The organism is Bacillus sp. GS3m_15504, assembly GCF_055825275.1.
This window is the reverse complement of sequence record NZ_JBVVNL010000001.1, coordinates 1,263,912-1,285,630: the sequence shown is the minus strand read 5'-3', so window position 1 is coordinate 1,285,630 and position 21,719 is coordinate 1,263,912. Positions and strand designations below refer to the sequence as shown.

Sequence of the window (21,719 nt, the reverse complement as noted above, 5' to 3'; positions counted from 1 at the left end):
ATACTTTATTTTCAGTATTTATTTATTCATACACTTTATGCATGTAATACTTCGTCTAAAAAACGAAAATTCAATCTCATTATGCTATGTACATAGGAGGTTATTCAATAAAAATGCAAAAAAAAAGAAGGGCAAGCCCTTCTTTTTTCCACAATTACTTCTTGTTAACGTTTGTAGCTTGAGGTCCACGGTTACCTTGTTCTACTTCGAAAGTAACTTCTTGACCTTCTTCTAAAGTTTTGAAACCTTCGCCTTGGATAGCTGAGAAATGAACGAATACGTCTTCTCCGCCTTCAACTTCGATGAATCCGAAACCTTTTTCTGAGTTAAACCATTTTACTTTACCGTTTTGCATGTAAAAAATCCTCCTACAATGTACCTATATGTACATATTCATTTTCAACCACTTTACAAAAATAAGTCAGACATTAAAAAAACTGCAACTCTGAGGAGATTTAACATTGCTATCCTCCTCGGAAGTTACAGCTCATTTAAATCTCTATATTATTAAAAGTAAAATGGTTTAAATATAATATATCATATCAATATAATAAAAGCAAAGTTTTTTTCGCTATATGACTTTTTTCTTCCACTGCATCGCTTTTGATTCACCTGATCCCGCTACAAAATAGGCTTCTTTTTCGTTCACAATGCGCCAGCCATGCCCTTTAACTGAGTCACATACTGTTACAATTCCTTCTTCTAAAAGTACACGACAAACGGTACTAATCCCCGCCTTATTTTTCGTTGACGTTGTATATAACACATGTTGATCTACACTTAAGTCTAAATAGCTACTTGCTTTCTGCTCGCTTTGACATGTGTGCCAATATGTTTTTTCACTCTCAATACTTTCTTCTATTTTACAAAAAGAAATATTCCCGCTAATCCCTTTGCACGATCCACTGGCTGCTACTAAATAAGAGTTGTGTAAAGTCAACGCTGAGATCATTTGATTCATCACGATTTTAATCCTATTTAATTTACGTGTCTCCAAATTAAATAGCCAAACACCACCATATTTAGCATGTATTTTCGTACCGATAAATAAGTAATGTTTATATAAAAACAACGATCGAATAGATGGTGCCCCGCCACCATACTCAAGAAATGGATGAATGGTTTCCCATGTCGAGCCAAAATCATTCGAATGATACAACGTTTTATCTCCATGAGCAATGACAGTTCCTTCTATATTACTACACACATTCCAACTCGTTGCCTTTGTTGGAAAACGTTGAACTGTCCAATTCTCTCCACCATTCATACTACGAATAAAAATTCCTTCGTCACCTACACCATACACTACATTATCTTTGCTATGTAAATCCCTAATTCGTTTTTGAAAACCATTTAAAATTTGTTTCCATTCTCCGTTTTGTTCAATAAATAAACCATTATATGTAGTAGCTAACATAAGCTTCCCATCTCTTAACTTTGTAATAGCGGTCGCACTTAACATTGTCTCCACGTTGACACTCCCATTCTTAGAACTTCTCAGCAAATGCAATTGCAAAATTACTGCATTTTTCAACATCCTCTTCATCTTCTGGAGCTAGTTCGATTTTCAATCCTTCTTGTACAAGCTCTGCACCGCGTTCTACAAGCCTTTCTTCAAATATCGTTACCGCTTCACAAAACAGTTCATACGCCGTATCACCTGATCCAAATACCGCTACTTTCTTCCCTGATAAATCAATATTTTCTAAGTCCTCATGGAAATCTTCCGCTTCAAATGGCAATTCACCATCGCCCCACGTATAAGATCCTAAAATGATTCCATCATAAGCTAATAATTCTTCAGCATCCATGCCTTCCATTTCTTGCAATACTACTTCATGATCAAAAGCATCTAAATTAACTTTAATTAAATCAGCAATACTCTCTGTATTTCCTGACATACTTGCATAAGCTATTAAAATTTTCGCCACTTTGGCATCCCCCTCTAACAATAAATGATTCTCATTCTCATTATATTAATAATGAGAATCAATTTCAATTGTATTTTTTATTATTTCTGTTTACTTAATAAAAAAAGCACAGATGACTATACAATCATCTGTGCTTTTTTATTACTTTTTAAAAATACCAAACGGCTTTCCAACTGGTAAAACAACTTTTCCGAAGTGTGTATTTAACACTGCTGCTGCTGAACCATAGAAAGATAATAATGAAATAAGAAGTTCTGAATATGCTGCTAAATTATGCATCGCATGCGGCATAACACCTAAAGTACTTAATGAAAGACCGATAAATAAGAAATCAATAAGGACGAAAATCATAAATAATACTTTATGTGTTTCCATTGCACCAATTGTCATAAAAATTGTGAAAATCAAATATCCGATAAAGGCTACACCAAGCTGTTTTGAATCTGCAGCTTGTGCTAATTTTTCGCCAAATACTCCAAGTTGAATTAACCAAGTCATTCCAACACCTAACCAAAATAGGCCGTATGCACCAAATGCTGTTGTACCGAACGTATTATTATGCTTTGCATCGTGAATGCACGCAAAGATTTGTGCAAATCCTCCTAAAAAGATTGCCCACGGTAATACTAGTGAAACGCCATCTGTTAAGCCTAACTTTTGAGATGATGCTACAAGTGTTACCATCGCTAATCCAAATAGACCAATTCCTGATGGATCTGCTGTTGTCATTTTCACATGATGTGTAGTTGTTTGATTGCTCATATAAACCTCCTGATTATAAACATACTCGAATACAATACTTAAATCAGAAGACTATGTCAATGGTTTTTTTTGTATGTTGTCAGACCTTATATTTTATAATGTTCTAATATACTTTCAACCACTTCATACGGTTTTATATTCACTTTTTCCAACTCGTGTATCGGTAACCACAATGGAATATAACTCCCTCTACCTTTCAGCTCGAATTCCTCAGCTTTACCACTTCCGAAAACTCCACCTATAATATGGGCGTTAAAATAATACTCCGTCCCTTTAAACTCCAACTTCGCAATAAGATTCCCCACTTTTATATGTACCCCTAATTCTTCATAAGCTTCTCGCTTCGTTGCTTCTTCAGGTGTTTCTCCTTCTTCAATTCCTCCGCCTGGAAAAACATAATATGTTTCCCCTCCTCTAATACGTTTTATAAGAGCAATTTTCCCTTCCTGCACAATGATAGCCACGCCGCGATTTCTTATCATTTTATTACCTCAATACCAATTGCAACTGTTCCCCACTCTTTTTCTTGTTCTTTCGTATATATTTTGTATGTACTTTCTAACATTTCCTCTAAACTATCATTTTCACAATCCATTAATTTTTTATCAATTTGTTCGTACATTACTTTAAAGCTTTCGTATCGCTTTATTTCCGTTACTTTTACCGCCATCATTTCTTTTGTCGTAAGATTCGTAAATACAATTTCATCGCCTTTGTTTATTAGTTGACGTTTTTTATCATATAAACGTACTTCATATACTTTTTTTCCTGATTGAATTGACTGAAACGGTTTATTATATAAACCCATTTCATATCTCATACAGCCCACTCCTTTTTGTTCAATTCACCTATTAACACAGCTCACCTTGCTACATCTTGCATATAATATTCCATACGTATCGCTTAATTGAGAAAGGAGGCTGAAGAATCATGTTATATTTAAATCAAAAACCAGAATATAGTAAGTATGATATCGGTGATTATACTTATAGTAAAGTAGGTCCAACTATTTTTTCTTGGAATGATGAAACGAAATTAAAAATAGGTAAGTTTTGTTCATTAGGAGAAGAAGTTGTTTTCCTACTTGGTGGTGAACATCGTGCCGATTGGATAACAACTTATCCATTTAATGCTCTCTTCGGTGAAGGAGCACATATTACTGGTCACCCTTCTTCTAAAGGTGATATCGTAGTCGGCAATGATGTATGGATTGGTTATCAATCCTGCATTTTATCTGGTGTTACAATTGGTAATGGGGCCATTATCGGCGCCAGGAGCGTTATTACAAAGGACGTACCCCCGTATGCAATTGTAGCTGGTAATCCTGCAAAATTTGTTCGATATCGTTTCCCACAAGAAACGATTGACAAACTAGAGAGTCTCGCATGGTGGGACTGGGACATTTCTGTTATAAAAGGAGCCATTCCATTACTACTCTCCAACAAAATCGACGAATTTTTCACCTCGCCCGAAAAAGAATCTACATGATTAATGCAGAAAGAGCATCCTTCTCTTACAGGATGCTCTTTCTGCATTTATTTTCTCTTTATTTGCAAGTGATCACACGGAGAACATTGAAAAGGAATCTTCCCTAAACAATTAAGATTCGTTTCGCAAATTTGTTCTATCGTTGGAACAAATGGAATAACAACTATATTACTTTCTACTATTTGTGTAACAGGTGGTAACACTGTGCCTACTTGATGTTCGAAACGAATACTCGCTTGATTAATATAATTCCCCGAACCACTTGGGGCACTCTGAACCACTACTTGGAACGAAACTGTTCGTCCTTCACCTGGATTTAAATTCCCTATAAGAAACCCTGATACTGGGCTTACATTTGGTACTGGTGTATTATCAACCGTTACACTTCCAAGGACAAATCGAACACTACTATCTAACATATCTTGAAAACGAATATTTTGTATGACAGTATCACCCGTATTTGTAATAACTGTCGTAAAGATAATAACATCTCCAATCGTTGCTGCCTGTAAATCTGCCGTTTTTACGACTGTCGTTGAGACATTTTGAGGAATAAACGGGATAACAACTGTATTGCTATCACCCTCCACTACTACTGGCAGCTCATTCGGATTTACAATTGCGAGTCCATTTGCTATAGCAGTATTTGTGACTAAATTATTTATTTGCCCTCCTGTTATTACAACTTGGAAATTAATAATTGCCGCATCATTTGGCTGAAAATCACCTAATGGAATACCGGTATTTGGATTAGCAAATGGAAGAGCTACATCGTTTACCGTTACCGTGCCATTTATAAATAACGTATTTGGATCAATGATATCTGTTAACACAATGTTGGTCACAGGAACTGTACTATCATTTATAACGGCAATTCCGTAAGTGACAACATCCCCTACCATCGCTACTTCAAAGTTTGCTCCTTTTGCAACAAATAAGATTGCAGTATTTACCGTCACTATAACTGTATTGCTCGTATCCATCACTGTAACTGGAGGTTCTCCTGGCACTAAAATATACTCTGCTAACGCCCCAGCAACGTTTACTACTGTACCACCATCTGGAAAACTTGTAATCGTAGCTTCATATGTTACAATCGCTGTCTCACCGACTGGAATGTCTACAATCGTAAATCCAACCTGAGGATTTACTCCCGGACGCGCTACTCCATTTACAGTTACACTATTTGGTACAAAAACAGCTTCCGGAGATAGCACATCGATAAATTGAACATTCATCGCATCAGCAGTACCAGTATTTAATATACGAACCGTATACGTTACCGTTTCTCCTACTCCAACGATTGAATTGTCTACTTCTTTCTGCATATCTAAACTACCTCTATTTACTGGTGTAACTGTCGTATTACTTGAATTCGTAATTGTAAACGGAGGTTCTCCTGGAATCAATTCAAAATCACCCGTTACTCTCGCTGTATTCATAATGCTACTAGAAGGCGGAACTGCGATTACATTTACTGCAAATGTAATTAATACGCTATCCCCTACTGCAAGATCCGGTAATGAAAAGCCTATAAATGGATTTAAACCTACTTGCGGAATCCCATTTATTTGTACACTTCCAGGAACGAATTCTAAGCTAGGTGATGGAACATCAATAAACTGAACATTTGTCGCTGTTACTGTTCCCGTATTTGTAACTTGCACACTATACGTTAACGTATCTCCTAAACGTGTTGCTTCTTTATTTACAGATTTTATAACGCTAAAACGCCCTCTATTTATACTTGTTATCGTCGTATTACTCGGCTCTGTTACTACAATAGGTGACTCTCCTGGTACTAAAGTAAAGCTTCCTGTTATATTTGCAACGTTCGTAATTGTTCCTGATGACGGGATGTTTGTAACTGTCGCTTGAAACGTCACGATAACCGTTTCACCAACTGGTATATCTCCAACTCCAAAGCCAGTAATTGGATTTAAGTTTGGTTGCAGGACTCCATTTATCGTTACACTATTTGGTACAAATGCCGCTCCTGCTGAAATGATATCAATAAACTGAACATCATTAGCTGTTACTGTTCCTGTATTCGTTATTTGAACCGTATATGTTAATACATCTCCAACTAGGGTAGCAGCCCTATTTACCTGTTTTATAACATTAAATTGTCCTCTATTTACAGTTGTAAGTGTTGTATTGCTCGGCCCTGTTACTATAACTGGTGGTTCTCCTGGTACTAATACAAAGCTTCCAGTTACATTTGCTGTATTAACAATTGTTCCATTTGATGGTACACTAACCACTGTTACTTGGAATGTTACTTCTACACTTCCACCTGGATTTATATCTGGAAGCGGGAATCCATTATTAGGATTGAACCCAGGTTGTAACACACCTTCTATCGTTACACTGTTCGGCACGAATGCTATAGAGGACGGTAATACATCACTATATTGAACATTCGTCGCTACCACTGTCCCTGTATTTTGAACTACTGTTGTATATGTGATTGTATCGCCTACTGCAACAACCGGCTGACTTACTGATTTTAATACATTTAAACCAGGCTCATTGATTTCTGTTAATGTCGTATTACTTGTTGTTGTTTCTGTAATAGGCGGCTCTGTTTCACTTACAGCAAATGTCGCTGTAACGTCTACAAAGTTAACAATCGTTCCACCTTCTGGTATGCTCGTAACCACTTCCTGATATGTGACAACTACAAAATCATCTACAGGTATATTGGGAACTGTAAAACCAATGAAAGGATTTAACCCTGGTGCCGGTACCCCATTTACGCTCACGCTTCCTGGTACAAATGCTACTCCCGCGGAAGTCGTATCAATAAATTGAACATTCGTCGCTGGCACTGTTCCGAAATTAAAAATCAATACATCATACGTTAATATTTCCCCTACAGTCGCTACTTCTTTATCTACTAGTTTTAACGGAAAAATCGAAGCTATATTAATCGTCGTAACGACTAAATTTGTTAATATCGTTTCTGTAATCGGTGGTTCTTGCGGATTTGGTTGTGAAGTAAATGTAACGTCTGCATCATTTAATATGACTTCATTATCTGGAATTTCTGTAATCGTCACTTGGAATGTGATCTCAATACTTCCACCATTAATTAATAATGGAGTAACTGTAAATCCTATTTCCGGATTTAAACCAAGTTGCTGTACTCCACCTATCGTTACACTACCTCCAACAAACGTCGTTCCTTCTGGTATGACATCTTGGAAGAATACATCTGTAACAGGGATAATTCCTACGTTTGAAATGAGCACGGTATACGTTAATATATCTCCAACAGCCCCAGTTGCAACGTCAACTGTTTTTGTTGCTGTTACTTCACCAGGAGGAGGTAACGGTATTGTAACTACCGTTGTATTACTTGAGCTCGTTGTTGTTACAGGTGGTTGTAAAGGATTTAATAAGAAAGTGGCTGTAGCAGATGCTGTATTTAATACTGCTCCACGTGTAGATGGTGCAACCACAGTAACTTGGAACGTTACGGTCAATGATGTTCCAGCTGCAATATTAGGAAGCGGGAATCCAGCATTTGGATCAAATCCAGGTTGTGGCGTTCCATTTATCGTTACACTATTTGCTACAAATGTTGTTTCTGGAGCAATTGGATCAATGAAAGAAACGTTCGTTGCTGTTACTGTACCATTATTACGAATGACAACAGAATACGTGTAAGTTTCTCCAAGTGCTGCTTGTTGTACAGATGAAGTTTTTTGTATATTTAACTGCGCTGTGTTTACTTGCGTCACAACGAAATTACTATTCGTAACAGTCGTTATTGGAGGGTTTGCTGGGTTTATAAGAAAACTTGCAGTAATGTTCGATTGGTTTCTTATATTTCCACCGCTCGGAATACTCGTCACTGTAACTTGAAACGTAACCGTGGCCGTTTGCCCGACCGGAATATTTGGTACCGGGAATCCTGCCATAGGATCCGCGCCTTGCTGAACGACTCCGTTTATCGTCACACTATTTGCTACAAATGCAGTACCAGACGGAATTGGATCTTGGAAAATAATATTCGTTGCAGGAACAGTTCCTGTATTTTGAATAAGAATCGTATACGTTAACGTATCTCCTACTCCTGCTTGCAGTGTATTTACACTCTTCATTACATTCAGTGATCCCACATTCACTCGCGTCACAACAATATTACTAATCGTTACAATTGTAATTGGTGGCTGGAGAGGGCTTACTTGGAAATCAGCAGTGACATTCGCATTATTCGGAAGAACTCTATTTGGTGGTACACTCGTAATCGTCACTTGAAAAGCAACTGTTACCATCCCTCCGACTGGGATATTGGCAACTGGAAATCCAGTTGTTGGGTTTAAACCTGGTTGAGGCGTTCCATTTATTATTACACTATTTGCTACAAACGTTGTTCCAGATGGAATTGGATCAAGGAATGATACATTTGTAGCTGCTACCGTTCCACTATTTTGTATACGAACTGTATACGTTAACGTGTCTCCTACACCCGCTTCAGTAGCGCTTACACTTTTTATTACATTTAAACCTGAAGAATTCACAACTGTCATAACAGTATTACTTGGTTCTGTTACAGTAATTGGTGGCTCTGTTGGATTTACTAGGAAATCTCCTGTAACATTCGCACTGTTTACAACGTTGTTTCCAAGCGGAATTTCATCAATCAATACTTCAAATGTAACAATTACACTCGCACCAGTAGGCAAATCATTTAGCGGGAATCCAAGTTCTGGATCTGCCCCTTCTTGTAAGACCCCATTCACAAAGACACTGTTTTCAATAAATAATGTACCTTGCGGAATTGAATCTTGGAAAAATACATTTGTTGCTGGTACACTACCCGCGTTTATGATTTCGATTGTATATACTAAAACATCCCCTACCGTCGCAACATCTGTATTTACTGATTTCACAACTTCAAAATTCCCTGACTGTACAGTTGTATTCACAATGTTACTCGGAACATTGATTGTTACTGGTGGTTCACTCGGATTCACTTGAAAACTTGCTGTTACATTCGCCTGATTTAAAATATCTTCATTTTCTGGATCCTGTATAATTAATACATCAAATGTGACTACAACGGTTTGAGCCGCAGGAATATTCGGAAGAGAAAATCCTGTATTCGGATTCAATCCACTTTGCGGTACTCCATTAATTGTTACAGAATTTGCAACAAATGAAACAGCGGAAGAAATAGCGTCTTGGAAAAATACATTTGTTAACGGAACGTTTCCTGTATTTTGAACGGCAATTGTGTATGTTAAAGTGTCCCCTACTGCCGCTTGCGTTGTATTCACTTCTTTTATTACATTTAAACCGCCTGTATTAACTTGTGTCACAACTGTATTCGTTTGTCTATTAATCGTTATTGGTGGCTGATTTGGAATAACGACGAAATTAGCAGTTACATTTCCGCGATTCGGAATCGTGCCTCCTGATGGCGTCGATGTCACTCGTACTTGAAAAGTCACTGTCCTACTTCCGCCGGGAGATATATTTGCTACTGTAAACCCAGTCGCTGGATTTGCCCCAGGTTGAGAAACCCCATCCACAGTCACACTATTTGTGATAAAAGTCGTTCCAATTGGGATCGGATCTTGAAAAACAACATTCGTTGCAAGTACATTTCCTGTATTTTCAATTGTAACAGTGTACGTCAGAACATCATTCACTGTCGCAAAAGCTCTATCCACTATTTTTCTCGTTCTTATATCAGCTATATTAATTGTCGTAACTACAGTATTACTTGTCGCTTGCCCTGAAACTGGTTGTTGACCAGGCACTGGAGTAAAGGTAAATGTTGCACTTGCACGGTTCGGAATTGGATTGACAAGAGGGTTCGATGTTACTCGAACTTGAAAGCGCACTACGGTCGTTTGCGAAGCATTAATACTTCCTAGATTAATACTACTTGCTGGATTCGCTCCTGGACGTGCTACTCCATTTACCGTAACGCTGTTTGCTACAAATGTTGTTCCTGCAGGAATACTATCAACAAAAATAACATTGTTTGCAGTAACGTTTCCATTATTCGTCACATTAACCGTGTACGTTAATACATCATTAAGCGTTGCCGTCTGTAGATCTACAGATTTTTGCATACTTATAGTTGCTTGATTCACTGTCGTTTGTACTGTATTCGAAGAAGACATACTAGTAATAAGTGGACTACCGACGAAAGGACGAAATTGATATGACACCATTGCACGATTTGGAATAGGATTTGGGTTCGGAAACGATGTTATTCGCACTTGAAAGGTAACAATTCTTTGCGTATTATTTGGGATTGTACCTAAATTAATTCCAGTAGCAGGGTTCGCATTCGGCTGTGTTACCCCTCCTACCGTTACACTACCTGCAACAAACGTCGTTCCGTTCGGAATACTATCACGTAATACAACGTTTTCTGCACTTCCTGTTCCTGTATTTGGAACCGTAATCGTATAGGTAAGAGTATCCCCTACCCCCGCGACTGTTCTATTAACCGATTTAACAGGATTAATAATCGGACCTGTTGCATCAATTTGAACACCAAAACCAGCTGCAGCGTATCCATCCCCATTTGTCACGAAGCGAACAGTTGCTGACGTTTGGTTATTTACTAAAGATGAGGAGGCATCTACATTCGTAATATCCCACCCTTGCCTTCGGACGGCCAAAGCTACTCCTAACGGCTGATTCAAATCTCCAAATGTACCGCTCGTATCTAAATTTCCACTGTCATTACAAATTTGTGACTGAAAGAAATTATTCGCGGGATTTCTTGGTCCGAATAAAGCAACTGTAGTATTCGCATTCGGTCCAAAACGAAGTTGATCTCCAGAAATGTTAGAATCACCTTCTTGTGCAGTTACAAGTACCCTTCCTGTTACAGCTCCTGTTGCGGGAGTTGCAAATCCTGAAATAGTGGCATCAACCGGTGGTGATGAAGCATCGATAATTTCTTGCCCTGCATATACTGACAAATTCCGAAGTGGTAAACTTGCATTTTGATACACAACCTCAAGCGTCCAGCCAGCTGAACGACTAATTGTTGGATCAGCTGAAGTTCTTGTAGCTGGCACGGCACCTGTTGTATATGTGCCTGCCCCACCTGCACTAACAAGATTCGTTACATTAGCAGAGCGTGCATAATAAAACTGATTCCCTACTGAACCTTGCTGCGCGGTAGCAGGGTCTGGCGTAACAGAAAATGTTCCTGCTGGTGTTGTAAATGTAATATTATCATTTAAAAATGGTAAAACATCTTCCGTATCAGTCCGGAAAGTTCCTGCCCAAACTAACTCTGCATACAAAATACTACTCCCTGCCGGAAGATTTAAAATTGCACTTGAAGAATTCAATCGCCAGTCATCCGTTGTACCTGCTGGGAACCCTGGTACTTGCAGCGCTGTATTTACCGTTGTAAAAACAGCAAGTGTACCAAAAATATTACCTGGTGCAGGCGATGTGGGACTAAGTCCTAACGTGTTCCCAGTGAACGTGACGGCACCAGTTACCGTTGTCGTAAAGCGATTCAAAAAAGGCACGTAATCATCTCATTTCAATTATAGTAAAAAGTGCTCTATACTATAAAATGTAGACAAACTGTGCAATGTACTTTGTCCAACAAAATTCCGCACGTACGAGAGGAGCTTACTACACTATGCGCTATGTTATCATAACAGGAACTTCACAAGGTTTAGGTGAGGCTATCGCCGCTCAATTGTTAGAAGAAAACACGAGTATTATCTCTATTTCTAGAAGAGAAAATAAAGAGCTTACGAAACTCGCAGAACAATATAATAGCAATTGTGTTTTCCACTCCCTAGATCTTCAAGATGTACATAATTTAGAAACGAATTTTAACGAAATCATTTCATCTATTCAAGAAGACACTGTATCATCTATTCATTTAATTAATAACGCTGGTACACTCGCACCTATGAAGCCGATTGAAAAAGCTGAAAGCGAACAATTCATTACAAACGTTCACATTAATTTACTTGCTCCAATGATTCTTACATCTACTTTCATGAAACATACAAAAGACTGGAAAGTAGATAAACGCGTTATAAATATTTCATCTGGCGCAGGAAAAAATCCTTATTTCGGATGGGGCGCTTATTGTACGACGAAAGCTGGTGTAAATATGTTTACACAGTGCGTAGCGACTGAAGAAGTGGAAAAAGAATATCCCGTAAAAATCGTCGCTTTTGCGCCTGGTGTTGTTGACACTAATATGCAAGCACAAATTCGTGAAACAAATAAAGAAGACTTCACAAATTTAGACCGCTTCATCACATTAAAAGAAGAAGGAAAACTATTATCACCTGAATATGTAGCAAAAGCTATTCGTAACTTACTAGAAACTGAAGACTTCCCTCAAGGCGAGGTTATTAGAATTGATGAATAACAAAAAGGCGTGCTAAATTAGCACGCCTTTTTGTTCTACTTCTCTAAAAATATAAGCATAGACTCCGCAATTTGTTCATAACCAATTTCTTGGTAAATTTTATTCGATGTTGGATTTGCCAGGTCCGTATATAATGTCGTTGTTTTGTAACCTTCATCTAACATACGTTGACTAAGTGCCGCTACACAATTAGATGCATATCCCTTTTTCCTTTCTTCTTTCGGCGTATACACGAAATTAACTGTTATATTATTTTTAGTTGGACGTGTTTTTGCAGCTACAGAAACAAGTTTTCCGTCTATTTCTAGACCGAATAAACGATGATTAGTGATTAATGTATGGGCGGTTTGTTCCGCTTCTTCTTTTGTAGTAGGAAGATTCACTTCTTCGCAAAATTGGTATATCCACTGTTCTATTAATGGTATCTCATCACTATTTATTTCTCGAAAGACTCCATCTCCGTTCCACTTTTTCTTCACTTGTTTTAATTCATATATACCTTGCTCCATCGCAACAGTAGTTTTCTTATTTTCTAACACTGCAATCTCTTCCGCTAATCTCTGTACAACTTTCTTATTACCGATTAATCCAGGAACATTCGGATATACTTCCGCTAATTTTTTTGCAAGTTCCACGATGGCCTCTTCCACCATTTCAGACGTAGCAACAATAATTTGTTTCTTTTCTTCTGTTTGAAGAAATACAATTGCAATTTCTTCCTCTTGTTTTGCTACCCCCATAAATATCGGTTGTTGGACCATTTGTAATACACCTAGTATGAGATTATTTTCCTGTTCATTCTTTTCTAAAAATGATATAACCTCTTTTTTAAAATTAACAACCTCTTCATATACATGTAATTGAATCATCGACAATCTCTTCTCTCTATTTATAGTTTTATTAAGTATTGGCGATTAATTCATTAAATCCCTCTTTTACGATTCAATAATATTCGAAGCTAACATATTCAAATCATTTTCAGCTTGTAAAATCCTCTGTTTTTCCTTTTCAAATACCTCTTCTTCTTTTCGAAATAACTCTTTTCGATTGTTAATCATGCGCTCCATTTCTTTTTTACTCGGTCCACCATATACATTTCTTTTTTGTATAAAAGCTTCTGGCGATATAATTTCTTCCCACTCTTTTTCTAATAATTGTATTTTAAATTTTTCTTGTAAGTATATATTTACATCTTTGAAACATAATTCATGTAGCTCCTTTTTCTGTTCCAACGACATATTCGCAATAACACTTGCCGCATGATGAGCATGCCGAAATGGGATGCCATAGTTTTTCGTTAAAACATCTGCGAAATCTGTAATCGTAATTGCATGTTTATATGAACGTCTTTTTAAGGTATCCTCTTCTACTTTCATCGTTCGAATGACTGCATTCAAAATGCAAAATACACGAATAGCCTTTTCAATTCCTTTATATAAATACGGCTGCAAGTCATCTTCCGTATCGACAATATCACCAAATGGTGTATTATGAATCATTTGAAATACTGTAAATGCTTCCCCTAGAGCACTACTCGTAATTGCACGGGCATGTTCAATCGAAACTGGATTTCGCTTTTGTGGCATAATACTACTAATTTGTACATACGGCCTTGCAACTGCAATACCATCATATTCTTTCGTCGCTAATAGTAAAAAATCATGAATCCATCTACTCGTATTCGTCATCATTACCATAAGTAACGAGCTAACCTCTAATAAATAATCCGCTCCAGCGACAGCATCATATGAGTTCTCAATTACATTAGTAAATCCAAGTAAATCGGCAACTCGCTCTCGTTTAATTGGGAAACTTGTTGTAGAAAGCGCAGCAGCTCCCATTGGCGATTGATTTAAAAGTTTGTACGTTTTTTTCATGCGTTCTAAATCTCTCTGCATCGTATCATAAATCGCTAACGTATAATGACCAAATGTTGTTGGCTGAGCTGGTTGTGTATGTGTATAAGCTGGCATAATCGTTTCCTTATAATCAGCAGCAAGTTGCAATATACTTTCTTGCAATAACAAATGATGTTCCATTAATCGTAGCACATATCGCCTTAAACTCATGCGATACATCGTAACACCCATATCATTTCTACTTCTACCAATATGCATATTACTTACAAAATCGCTTTTCGCTTCTTGAGAAATTAAATGTTCCACTAAAAAAAAGAGATCTTCATGCTGCTCTGTATAGAGCAATTGCTCTTCTGGAATTTCCTCAACCTTTTTTAATGCGTGTAATATAAATTTAGCTTCTTCCTTTTTCATTAAATTTTCTTCCGTCAACATCACAATATGCGCTTTATGCACTTGAAACATATCTTTCAATAAGTAATTTCGTTGAAAATTAAATACATGTTGTAATACGCAATTCACGTATGTTTTCCCAGGGAAATCAGCGCCTTCACTCTTTATAAACTCTTCTTTACTTTGTTTCATCACCTTTTCCCCTTTCACCTCAGTATTACTACCCATCATACCCATAGATAGGAAAAAAGTGCTTGTACACAAAAATAAACTCGGTGCTCTCTGCACCGAGTTTATTTAATAAAAGTCGCATCATACTTATCACTTTGCAACACTTGGAAATGTAAGTTCGCTAAATGTTTCCGTATTTCCGCACTGTCGTCTTCATTTAAATTATTTGCTAAGAACACTATTTCTGTACAGTTCCCGCGTTTATCCATCGCATAAACTGCTTTTGTAACTGTCCATGGCGTATAGCCATTTTTTTGCCCTGCATGTCTAAATGTTTTACGGTATTTCTTAGCGCTCATATCTGTTTCAACGATATTGGCCCATACTTTTTCTTCTGCTTCTGTCAGGCCGCCTTTATGATTCGCCTTTTGAAGTAGTACCATATAATCGTTTGCAGAAGCAGCTGGCAATCGATCTGACCAAATTTTATCGTAACATTCCTCTAAATAAAGAGGAATTTCCTTCTGTAATAATGGTCCCTTCTTTTTTAAACGCTCATGAATAATCATCGCATATTCACGATATTGCTCTTGAGACATTTCTTTTAACCTTTTCTCTATTTTATATTTTGGAACATGTAATTCTTTATGCAAATATCCAGGGATGTATAAAGATGAAACGATTGGAAATATTGGTTGATGTGCAGGAAGCGATAAACTTTGTAAATTCCGATTAATATTATCTAATCCTAACACTTCCATTAAGTACTCAGCATTTGCATTCGAGCTAAACCTAACCATTCCTCTTGCAACTTCTTCTAAAGAAACCGCTCCTTCAGTTATCTTGCCTTTCTTCTCCAAATAGCTTTGCCATCTATCTTGCGCTCCACCATCTGTATTCGGCACATAATAACGATTCACATCATTAATTGAAACAAAACGAGACGAATCAATTTTCCCTTCTGTAACTTGTTTCGTATATTCAAGCGCTACAATTAATTTCATCGTACTAGCAACTGGCAATACAATATTCGGGTTTACAGAATAAACAACTTTATCATTTCTCTTTACTAGAAGTGCACTATTTTTTTCATCTTTATGTTCTTCAATAAAGGATGCGATATACTGCGCATCATCATTATTTGAACTCCAAACTTTTTTCACTAAAAAATTACCCGATATTAGCAAAACGAAAATACCCACAATCACTGCGCATACTATAGTTTTTTTCAAGTAAAATTCCTCTCCTATTGTGTAACTCTTTCTCTCTATCTTAAAAAAACAAAATAATGGAGATGGTTATTTGAATAACCATCTCCATTATTTTAACTTGTATACTCCCATTATGTCTACGTCATGATTTTCACAAAATCCTCAAGGAATTTTTTATAATGTAATGACCAACCAATTCGTACCCAATTTTTTAAGGCTTTTGCATCAGGTTGAGGACGGAAATCTGCAATACTTTCTCCTTTTGCAATCCCCACTGTATCTACATCTACACGACGATACACATAATCCAATATTGAAGGATTCGCCGCGACCATCATTGTAACAACGTCATGTACCGGACTTCCTGTTATTTTCGGATTTAACTTTCTATAAGCTTTATAATAATACGTAAAAATCGGTTCAATTAATTTATTAAAACTCGTTTTAGAATGTTTCGTAATGTACTTTACCATCTCTGGCGTGATTATAGCTTCAGATGTAACATTCAGCGGCACCAACGTCACATTCTTGGCATTTTGCATGACTAATTGTGATGCAATAGGGTCACCATGAAAATTCGCTTCTGCGACTGGTGTAACATTTCCAGGCATTAAAAAAGCACCGCCCATTATATAATATTCTTTCACATACTTCATCAATGGTTTTTCTAAAATAAATGCTGTTGCAAGTGTCGTTGACCTCCCAGCATCAACTATAATTAATTCTCCTTTATATTTTTCAAGAATGTCAAAAAACTCACAAAAAGGTCTTATATTTGGAGAAAGATTTTTCGGCGGTCGAATTGGTCCTAAGCCTTCCGCCCCATGAATTTCTGGATAATACGTTGTAATATCTCCAGATAAAGGGATTTTCGCACCATTAATAATAGGTATATCTTCCCGTCCTGCCAGTTGCAATAAATATGCCGCATTACTTGTCGCCTTTTCTTGCGTTACATTTCCATATCCAGTTACTACACCAACAATATCAATATCAGGATGCAACAATCCATACATAATTGCTAAAGAGTCATCAATTCCTGGGTCTCCTAAAAATAATACTTTTTTCATCGCCCTCAACTCCATCCCCTCAATTGTTATTAATTTATGAATATTCACAGGATTACAGAATAAAAAGAACAAATTTATACGAAAAAACGCAGTCCTGTAAGGACTACGTTTTTCATCTAACCTATACTGTTTTTCTTCACAGCAACCATGCTTCCTAAGATATAAGCGATAAACGCAAAACAAATCGGGAAGACAACTGTATGTATACCGAACGGATTTGGATAGAAAAGATGAATGCACATATATGAGCTTACTCCAACTAAAATGGAGGCAAGCGCTCCTGTTGCATTTCCTTTCCTCCAATATAACCCTAATACAATCGGCCAAATGAATGCTGCTTCTAATCCACCGAAAGAAAATAAATTTAACCATATTAAAAAATCTGGTGGTTTAATTGCTGCTGCATAAACGAGCAATCCTACGATAGCAGTAATCCATAAACTTCCTTTTCTAATCGTACTGTCTGCCGCATCTTTATTTATGTAATTTACGTATATATCTTTAATGATTGATGAACTTACAAGTAATAATAGCGAGTTTACTGTAGACATAATTGCCGCCATCGGTGCAGCTAAGAAAACTCCAGCTAACCAAGGAGGTAACACTTCCATTGCGAGTAGCGGCATTACTTTGTCTGGTACCGCTATACCCGGAAGTACGACTCGTGCAAATACACCCGTTAAATGCATACCAATCATAATTGTACCGACAACAATCGTCCCAATTATTAACGCTTGATGCATCGCTTTTGAATTTTTATAAGACATGGCGCGCACACTAATTTGCGGTAAACCGACAACGCCAATTCCAATTAAAATCCAAAATGATGTCACATATGATTTCGTTAAACTACCATCCGCTCCAAATGGTGTAATTAAATTCGGATTGATTTGAACAAGTTCCTGCATAATCTTTTCAATTCCACCACCGGCAATGACAGTAGCAATTAAAATGATTGTCGTTCCCACTAACATAATGATACCTAATAACGTATCTGATAAAGCAACTGCACGAAATCCACCAATTAATACGTACACAAGTACAGAAAAAGTAAATAAAAATAGTGCTGTTGTATAAGAGAGACCCGTTAGTGACTCAATTAATCGACCACCGCCGACCCACTGAGCTACTGTTGCTGAAAATAAAAAGATAATAATACATACCGCAGAAAGTATAACAACTGCTTTATTATTGTATCTTCCCTTTAAATAATCAATAAGAGTAATAGCTTCCATCTTCCTAGCGATAATTGCAAACTTTTTACCGATAACCGTTAAAACGATATATCCTGTTACAACTTGAATCGCAGACAACAATACCCATCCAAGCCCCATATTGTAAGCAATACCAGGACCACCAATAAAGCTACTAGCACTACCGTATGTAGCAATCATTGTCATCGCTAATAATAAACCACCAAGCTCACGCCCACCTAAAAAATATTCTTGTAAAAATTTATTATGTGCGGTTGCTTGTACACGTCTTGAAGCATATACACCAATTAAAAATACAACGATAAACGAAATTATCATTGGAATGATTACATACCAATTCATCTATTATTCCTCACTTTTTTCTTCCTCATCGAGTGAAATATCTTGAAATATAAAACGAACAACTAAACTAAGTAAAATAACCATAACGATAAATCCAACGATACAGCTATAAAAAAACCATGCTGGAAAACCGAATACATATGTATATTCACTTGGATTTTTACTACCAAGCCCATAAGCAAATCCGTACCATATTATAAAATTAATAATTGCAAGTCCAAGACCAATTAACGCTTCTCTATGGGCGATTCGAAAGCGTGGATCATCATGATAATTCTTCATTTTTCTCCCTCCTCTCACGATGTATTATTGTACCACTGTTCCTCTAGTTTTTCCTACTAGAAAGCAAAAACAAGCAGGATTTTTTATAATTATATAGAAGATTCTCTTACATTACATATTTTTTACAATTGTAACACAAATGAAATTTGAATTTTCAGTATTTGTTAATTATGATTTAAATTAGAGGCTTTCCATCTAGTTCCTACATCCTTGATTTCGGAATAAACGCTGTCTCGTACTGCGTTTACATTATATTTTCAAGGGGGTTATACAATGAGTCAACTAGCTGTAAATCTTCATGAAAAGGTAGAAAAGTTTCTTCAAGGTACGAAAAAGTTATATGTGAATGGATCATTCATTGAAAGCGCTTCCGGTAAGACGTTTAATACACCTAATCCAGCAACTGGCGAAACACTTGCCGTCGTTTCTGAAGCCGGTCGCGAAGATATTCATAAAGCTGTAGTTGCAGCTCGCATGGCTTTTGACGAAGGTCCTTGGTCTCGCATGAGCACTGCGGAGCGAAGCCGTCTTATGTACAAGTTAGCTGATTTAATGGAAGAACATAAAGAAGAGCTTGCACAGCTCGAGACGTTAGATAACGGAAAGCCAATCCGTGAAACAATGGCAGCAGACATACCACTTGCAATTGAGCACATGCGCTATTATGCTGGCTGGGCGACAAAAATCGTTGGTCAAACAATCCCTGTTTCCGGTGATTTCTTTAACTATACACGCCATGAAGCTGTTGGTGTCGTTGGTCAAATTATCCCTTGGAACTTCCCGCTTCTTATGGCCATGTGGAAAATGGGAGCAGCGCTTGCTACAGGATGTACAATCGTTTTAAAACCTGCAGAACAAACTCCACTATCTGCTCTATACTTAGCTGAATTAATTGAAGAAGCTGGATTCCCGAAAGGCGTTATTAATATCGTTCCTGGATTCGGTGAATCAGCTGGACAAGCTCTCGTTAATCATCCACTCGTTGATAAAATTGCATTTACCGGTTCTACTCCAGTCGGTAAACAAATTATGCGACAAGCATCTGAATCCTTGAAACGTGTTACTTTAGAGCTTGGTGGTAAATCACCGAACATTATTTTACCAGACGCTGATTTATCTCGCGCAATTCCTGGTGCACTTTCTGGTGTTATGTTTAACCAAGGGCAAGTATGCTCTGCTGGATCACGCCTATTTGTTCCGAAGAAAATGTATGATAATGTCATGGCTGATCTCGTCCTCTATTCTAAAAAACTAAATCAAGGTGTCGGTCTTGACCCTGAAACGACAATTGGTCCTCTCGTTTCCGAAGAACAACAAAAACGTGTAATGGGCTACATTGAAAAAGGGATTGAAGAAGGCGCTGAAGTACTTTGCGGAGGAAATAATCCATTCGATCAAGGCTACTTCATTTCTCCTACAGTATTCGCTGACGTAAATGACGAAATGACAATCGCAAAAGAAGAAATTTTCGGTCCAGTTATTTCTGCAATACCTTTTAACGATATTGATGAAGTAATTGAACGAGCAAATAAATCACAATTCGGCTTAGCGGCTGGTGTGTGGACAGAAAATGTTAAAACAGCACACTATGTTGCAAGTAAAGTACGTGCAGGTACAGTATGGGTTAACTGTTACAACGTCTTTGATGCAGCATCTCCATTTGGAGGATTTAAACAATCTGGTCTCGGCCGTGAAATGGGATCTTACGCATTAAATAACTATACAGAAGTGAAGAGCGTTTGGCTTAACTTAAATTAACAAAAAAGAACCTGACCTATCCGGCCAGGTTCTTTTCATTATGTATTCATTTAAACTTGCAGTCCTCCGCTCACATTTAATACTTCTCCTGTAATATAGGATGCATATTCTGATGCTAAAAAGGCAGCTGCGTTCGCAATATCTTCTGGCGTTCCAATTCTACCAACTGGAATCGCGCCGACCATCTTTTCTTTCACTTTATCTGGTATCGTTTTTGTCATATCTGTATCCATAAATCCTGGGCAAATTGCATTACACGTAATACCGAAACTTCCAACTTCTTTCGCTGCCGTTTTCGTTAAACCGACAACTCCAGCTTTCGTTGCAGCATAATTTGCCTGCCCAATATTCCCCTCTCTACTTATAGAAGAAATATTAATAATTCTTCCATATCCTTGTTGTCTCATATAAAGAAGTGCTGGTTGCATGCAATAAAAAACACCGGTTAAGTTTACTTGCAGTACTTGTTCCCAAGAAGACTTCTCCATTTTATGTAACATGGCATCTCTTGTAATTCCAGCGTTATTCACCAAAATATGTAATGTACCGAATTTTTGAACCGCATATTCAATTAACGACTTCGCTTCATTTTGATTACTCACATCACATCGATATAAGCTCACTTCATATCCTTCATCCAAGAACTCACGTGTCGTTTTTTGTAACTTCTCTTCATTTACATCGCTAATTAATACTTTCGCCCCTAGTTTTGCATACACCCTTGCAATCTCTTTTCCAATTCCCTGTGCAGCTCCTGTTACAACAGCTGTTTTCCCGTTTAAAAACTCCATCCCTATCCCCCATTTCTATTACTTATACTGTATATTTCGGCTTTTTCCTTTCCAATTCCTC

Annotated in this window: 17 protein-coding genes; 3 read left to right on the top strand and 14 right to left on the bottom strand. The window is 37.3% G+C overall.

The window, feature by feature from the left end; genetic code table 11:
- Positions 1-154: 154 nt before the first annotated feature.
- The 6 genes from cspB to AC0L0O_RS06815 all read right to left on the bottom strand — a co-directional run bounded on the left by cspB (position 155) and on the right by AC0L0O_RS06815 (position 3,513).
- Positions 155-355: a cold shock-like protein CspB gene (gene cspB / locus AC0L0O_RS06840; RefSeq protein WP_001179150.1), complete on the bottom strand. Its 201-nt coding sequence runs from the start codon at positions 353-355 to the stop codon at positions 155-157.
- Positions 356-571: 216 nt separating this feature from the next.
- Positions 572-1,471, bottom strand: coding sequence for a WD40/YVTN/BNR-like repeat-containing protein (locus AC0L0O_RS06835; protein ID WP_473785682.1), 900 nt, complete (start codon positions 1,469-1,471; stop codon positions 572-574).
- Between the two features lie 16 nt (positions 1,472-1,487).
- Positions 1,488-1,931, bottom strand: coding sequence for a flavodoxin (locus AC0L0O_RS06830; protein WP_473785681.1), 444 nt, complete (start codon positions 1,929-1,931; stop codon positions 1,488-1,490).
- Between the two features lie 141 nt (positions 1,932-2,072).
- The gene (locus AC0L0O_RS06825; protein WP_000070938.1) at positions 2,073-2,693 is read right to left on the bottom strand and encodes an acetate uptake transporter; all 621 of its coding nucleotides are present in this window, start codon (positions 2,691-2,693) and stop codon (positions 2,073-2,075) included.
- 86 nt (positions 2,694-2,779) lie between these two features.
- The gene (locus AC0L0O_RS06820) at positions 2,780-3,175 is read right to left on the bottom strand and encodes an NUDIX hydrolase (RefSeq protein ID WP_000620848.1); all 396 of its coding nucleotides are present in this window, start codon (positions 3,173-3,175) and stop codon (positions 2,780-2,782) included.
- Positions 3,172-3,513, bottom strand: coding sequence for an ASCH domain-containing protein (locus AC0L0O_RS06815; protein ID WP_001268363.1), 342 nt, complete (start codon positions 3,511-3,513; stop codon positions 3,172-3,174). Before AC0L0O_RS06815 ends, AC0L0O_RS06820 begins: the two co-directional genes overlap by 4 nt.
- 110 nt (positions 3,514-3,623) lie before the next feature.
- On the opposite strand from AC0L0O_RS06815, the gene AC0L0O_RS06810 reads away from it, so the two are divergent.
- Entirely contained in the window at positions 3,624-4,181 is a 558-nt protein-coding gene (locus tag AC0L0O_RS06810; protein ID WP_000966324.1) for a CatB-related O-acetyltransferase, read from the top strand.
- Positions 4,182-4,228: 47 nt separating this feature from the next.
- On the opposite strand, the gene AC0L0O_RS06805 is transcribed toward AC0L0O_RS06810, so the two are convergent.
- Entirely contained in the window at positions 4,229-11,701 is a 7,473-nt protein-coding gene (locus tag AC0L0O_RS06805; RefSeq protein WP_473785680.1) for a DUF7507 domain-containing protein, read from the bottom strand.
- Between the two features lie 116 nt (positions 11,702-11,817).
- Between AC0L0O_RS06805 and AC0L0O_RS06800 the strand changes: the two genes are divergently transcribed.
- Positions 11,818-12,567 carry a (S)-benzoin forming benzil reductase gene (locus AC0L0O_RS06800; protein ID WP_001271036.1) on the top strand — a complete coding sequence of 250 codons (750 nt, stop codon included), beginning with the start codon at positions 11,818-11,820 and terminating at the stop codon, positions 12,565-12,567.
- 35 nt (positions 12,568-12,602) lie between these two features.
- On the opposite strand, the gene AC0L0O_RS06795 is transcribed toward AC0L0O_RS06800, so the two are convergent.
- The 6 genes from AC0L0O_RS06795 to AC0L0O_RS06770 all read right to left on the bottom strand — a co-directional run bounded on the left by AC0L0O_RS06795 (position 12,603) and on the right by AC0L0O_RS06770 (position 19,109).
- On the bottom strand, positions 12,603-13,436 hold the full coding sequence (locus AC0L0O_RS06795) for a GNAT family N-acetyltransferase (RefSeq protein WP_000615406.1): 834 nt from the start codon (positions 13,434-13,436) through the stop codon (positions 12,603-12,605).
- Positions 13,437-13,502: 66 nt separating this feature from the next.
- The gene (gene argH / locus AC0L0O_RS06790; protein WP_473785679.1) at positions 13,503-15,029 is read right to left on the bottom strand and encodes an argininosuccinate lyase; all 1,527 of its coding nucleotides are present in this window, start codon (positions 15,027-15,029) and stop codon (positions 13,503-13,505) included.
- Between the two features lie 83 nt (positions 15,030-15,112).
- Positions 15,113-16,222 (bottom strand): serine hydrolase, encoded by a 1,110-nt coding sequence (locus AC0L0O_RS06785; protein ID WP_149283426.1) that lies wholly within the window; start codon positions 16,220-16,222, stop codon positions 15,113-15,115.
- 116 nt (positions 16,223-16,338) lie between these two features.
- Positions 16,339-17,286, bottom strand: a complete 948-nt coding sequence (locus AC0L0O_RS06780) for a nucleoside hydrolase (RefSeq protein ID WP_009879443.1) — start codon at positions 17,284-17,286, stop codon at positions 16,339-16,341.
- Positions 17,287-17,387: 101 nt separating this feature from the next.
- On the bottom strand, positions 17,388-18,827 hold the full coding sequence (gene panF, locus AC0L0O_RS06775; protein WP_001104834.1) for a sodium/pantothenate symporter: 1,440 nt from the start codon (positions 18,825-18,827) through the stop codon (positions 17,388-17,390).
- Between the two features lie 3 nt (positions 18,828-18,830).
- Entirely contained in the window at positions 18,831-19,109 is a 279-nt protein-coding gene (locus AC0L0O_RS06770; protein WP_000800721.1) for a YhdT family protein, read from the bottom strand.
- A 273-nt stretch (positions 19,110-19,382) separates the two neighbouring features.
- Between AC0L0O_RS06770 and dhaS the strand changes: the two genes are divergently transcribed.
- Positions 19,383-20,867, top strand: a complete 1,485-nt coding sequence (gene dhaS / locus AC0L0O_RS06765) for an aldehyde dehydrogenase DhaS (protein ID WP_000080288.1) — start codon at positions 19,383-19,385, stop codon at positions 20,865-20,867.
- A gap of 50 nt (positions 20,868-20,917) precedes the next feature.
- On the opposite strand, the gene fabG is transcribed toward dhaS, so the two are convergent.
- Positions 20,918-21,658, bottom strand: coding sequence for a 3-oxoacyl-ACP reductase FabG (gene fabG, locus AC0L0O_RS06760; protein ID WP_000395025.1), 741 nt, complete (start codon positions 21,656-21,658; stop codon positions 20,918-20,920).
- Positions 21,659-21,719: the final 61 nt, after the last annotated feature.

What these genes read in the sequence shown, in the direction of transcription:
- AC0L0O_RS06815 (WP_001268363.1), bottom strand. Translation starts at nt 3,513, where the DNA reads ATGAGATATGAAATGGGTTTATATAATAAACCGTTTCAGTCAATTCAA.
- AC0L0O_RS06800 (WP_001271036.1), top strand. Translation starts at nt 11,818, where the DNA reads ATGCGCTATGTTATCATAACAGGAACTTCACAAGGTTTAGGTGAGGCT.
- AC0L0O_RS06810 (WP_000966324.1), top strand. Translation starts at nt 3,624, where the DNA reads ATGTTATATTTAAATCAAAAACCAGAATATAGTAAGTATGATATCGGT.
- AC0L0O_RS06780 (WP_009879443.1), bottom strand. Translation starts at nt 17,286, where the DNA reads ATGGAGTTGAGGGCGATGAAAAAAGTATTATTTTTAGGAGACCCAGGA.
- panF (WP_001104834.1), bottom strand. Translation starts at nt 18,827, where the DNA reads ATGAATTGGTATGTAATCATTCCAATGATAATTTCGTTTATCGTTGTA.
- AC0L0O_RS06795 (WP_000615406.1), bottom strand. Translation starts at nt 13,436, where the DNA reads ATGATTCAATTACATGTATATGAAGAGGTTGTTAATTTTAAAAAAGAG.
- AC0L0O_RS06820 (WP_000620848.1), bottom strand. Translation starts at nt 3,175, where the DNA reads ATGATAAGAAATCGCGGCGTGGCTATCATTGTGCAGGAAGGGAAAATT.
- dhaS (WP_000080288.1), top strand. Translation starts at nt 19,383, where the DNA reads ATGAGTCAACTAGCTGTAAATCTTCATGAAAAGGTAGAAAAGTTTCTT.
- AC0L0O_RS06825 (WP_000070938.1), bottom strand. Translation starts at nt 2,693, where the DNA reads ATGAGCAATCAAACAACTACACATCATGTGAAAATGACAACAGCAGAT.
- cspB (WP_001179150.1), bottom strand. Translation starts at nt 355, where the DNA reads ATGCAAAACGGTAAAGTAAAATGGTTTAACTCAGAAAAAGGTTTCGGA.
- fabG (WP_000395025.1), bottom strand. Translation starts at nt 21,658, where the DNA reads ATGGAGTTTTTAAACGGGAAAACAGCTGTTGTAACAGGAGCTGCACAG.
- AC0L0O_RS06770 (WP_000800721.1), bottom strand. Translation starts at nt 19,109, where the DNA reads ATGAAGAATTATCATGATGATCCACGCTTTCGAATCGCCCATAGAGAA.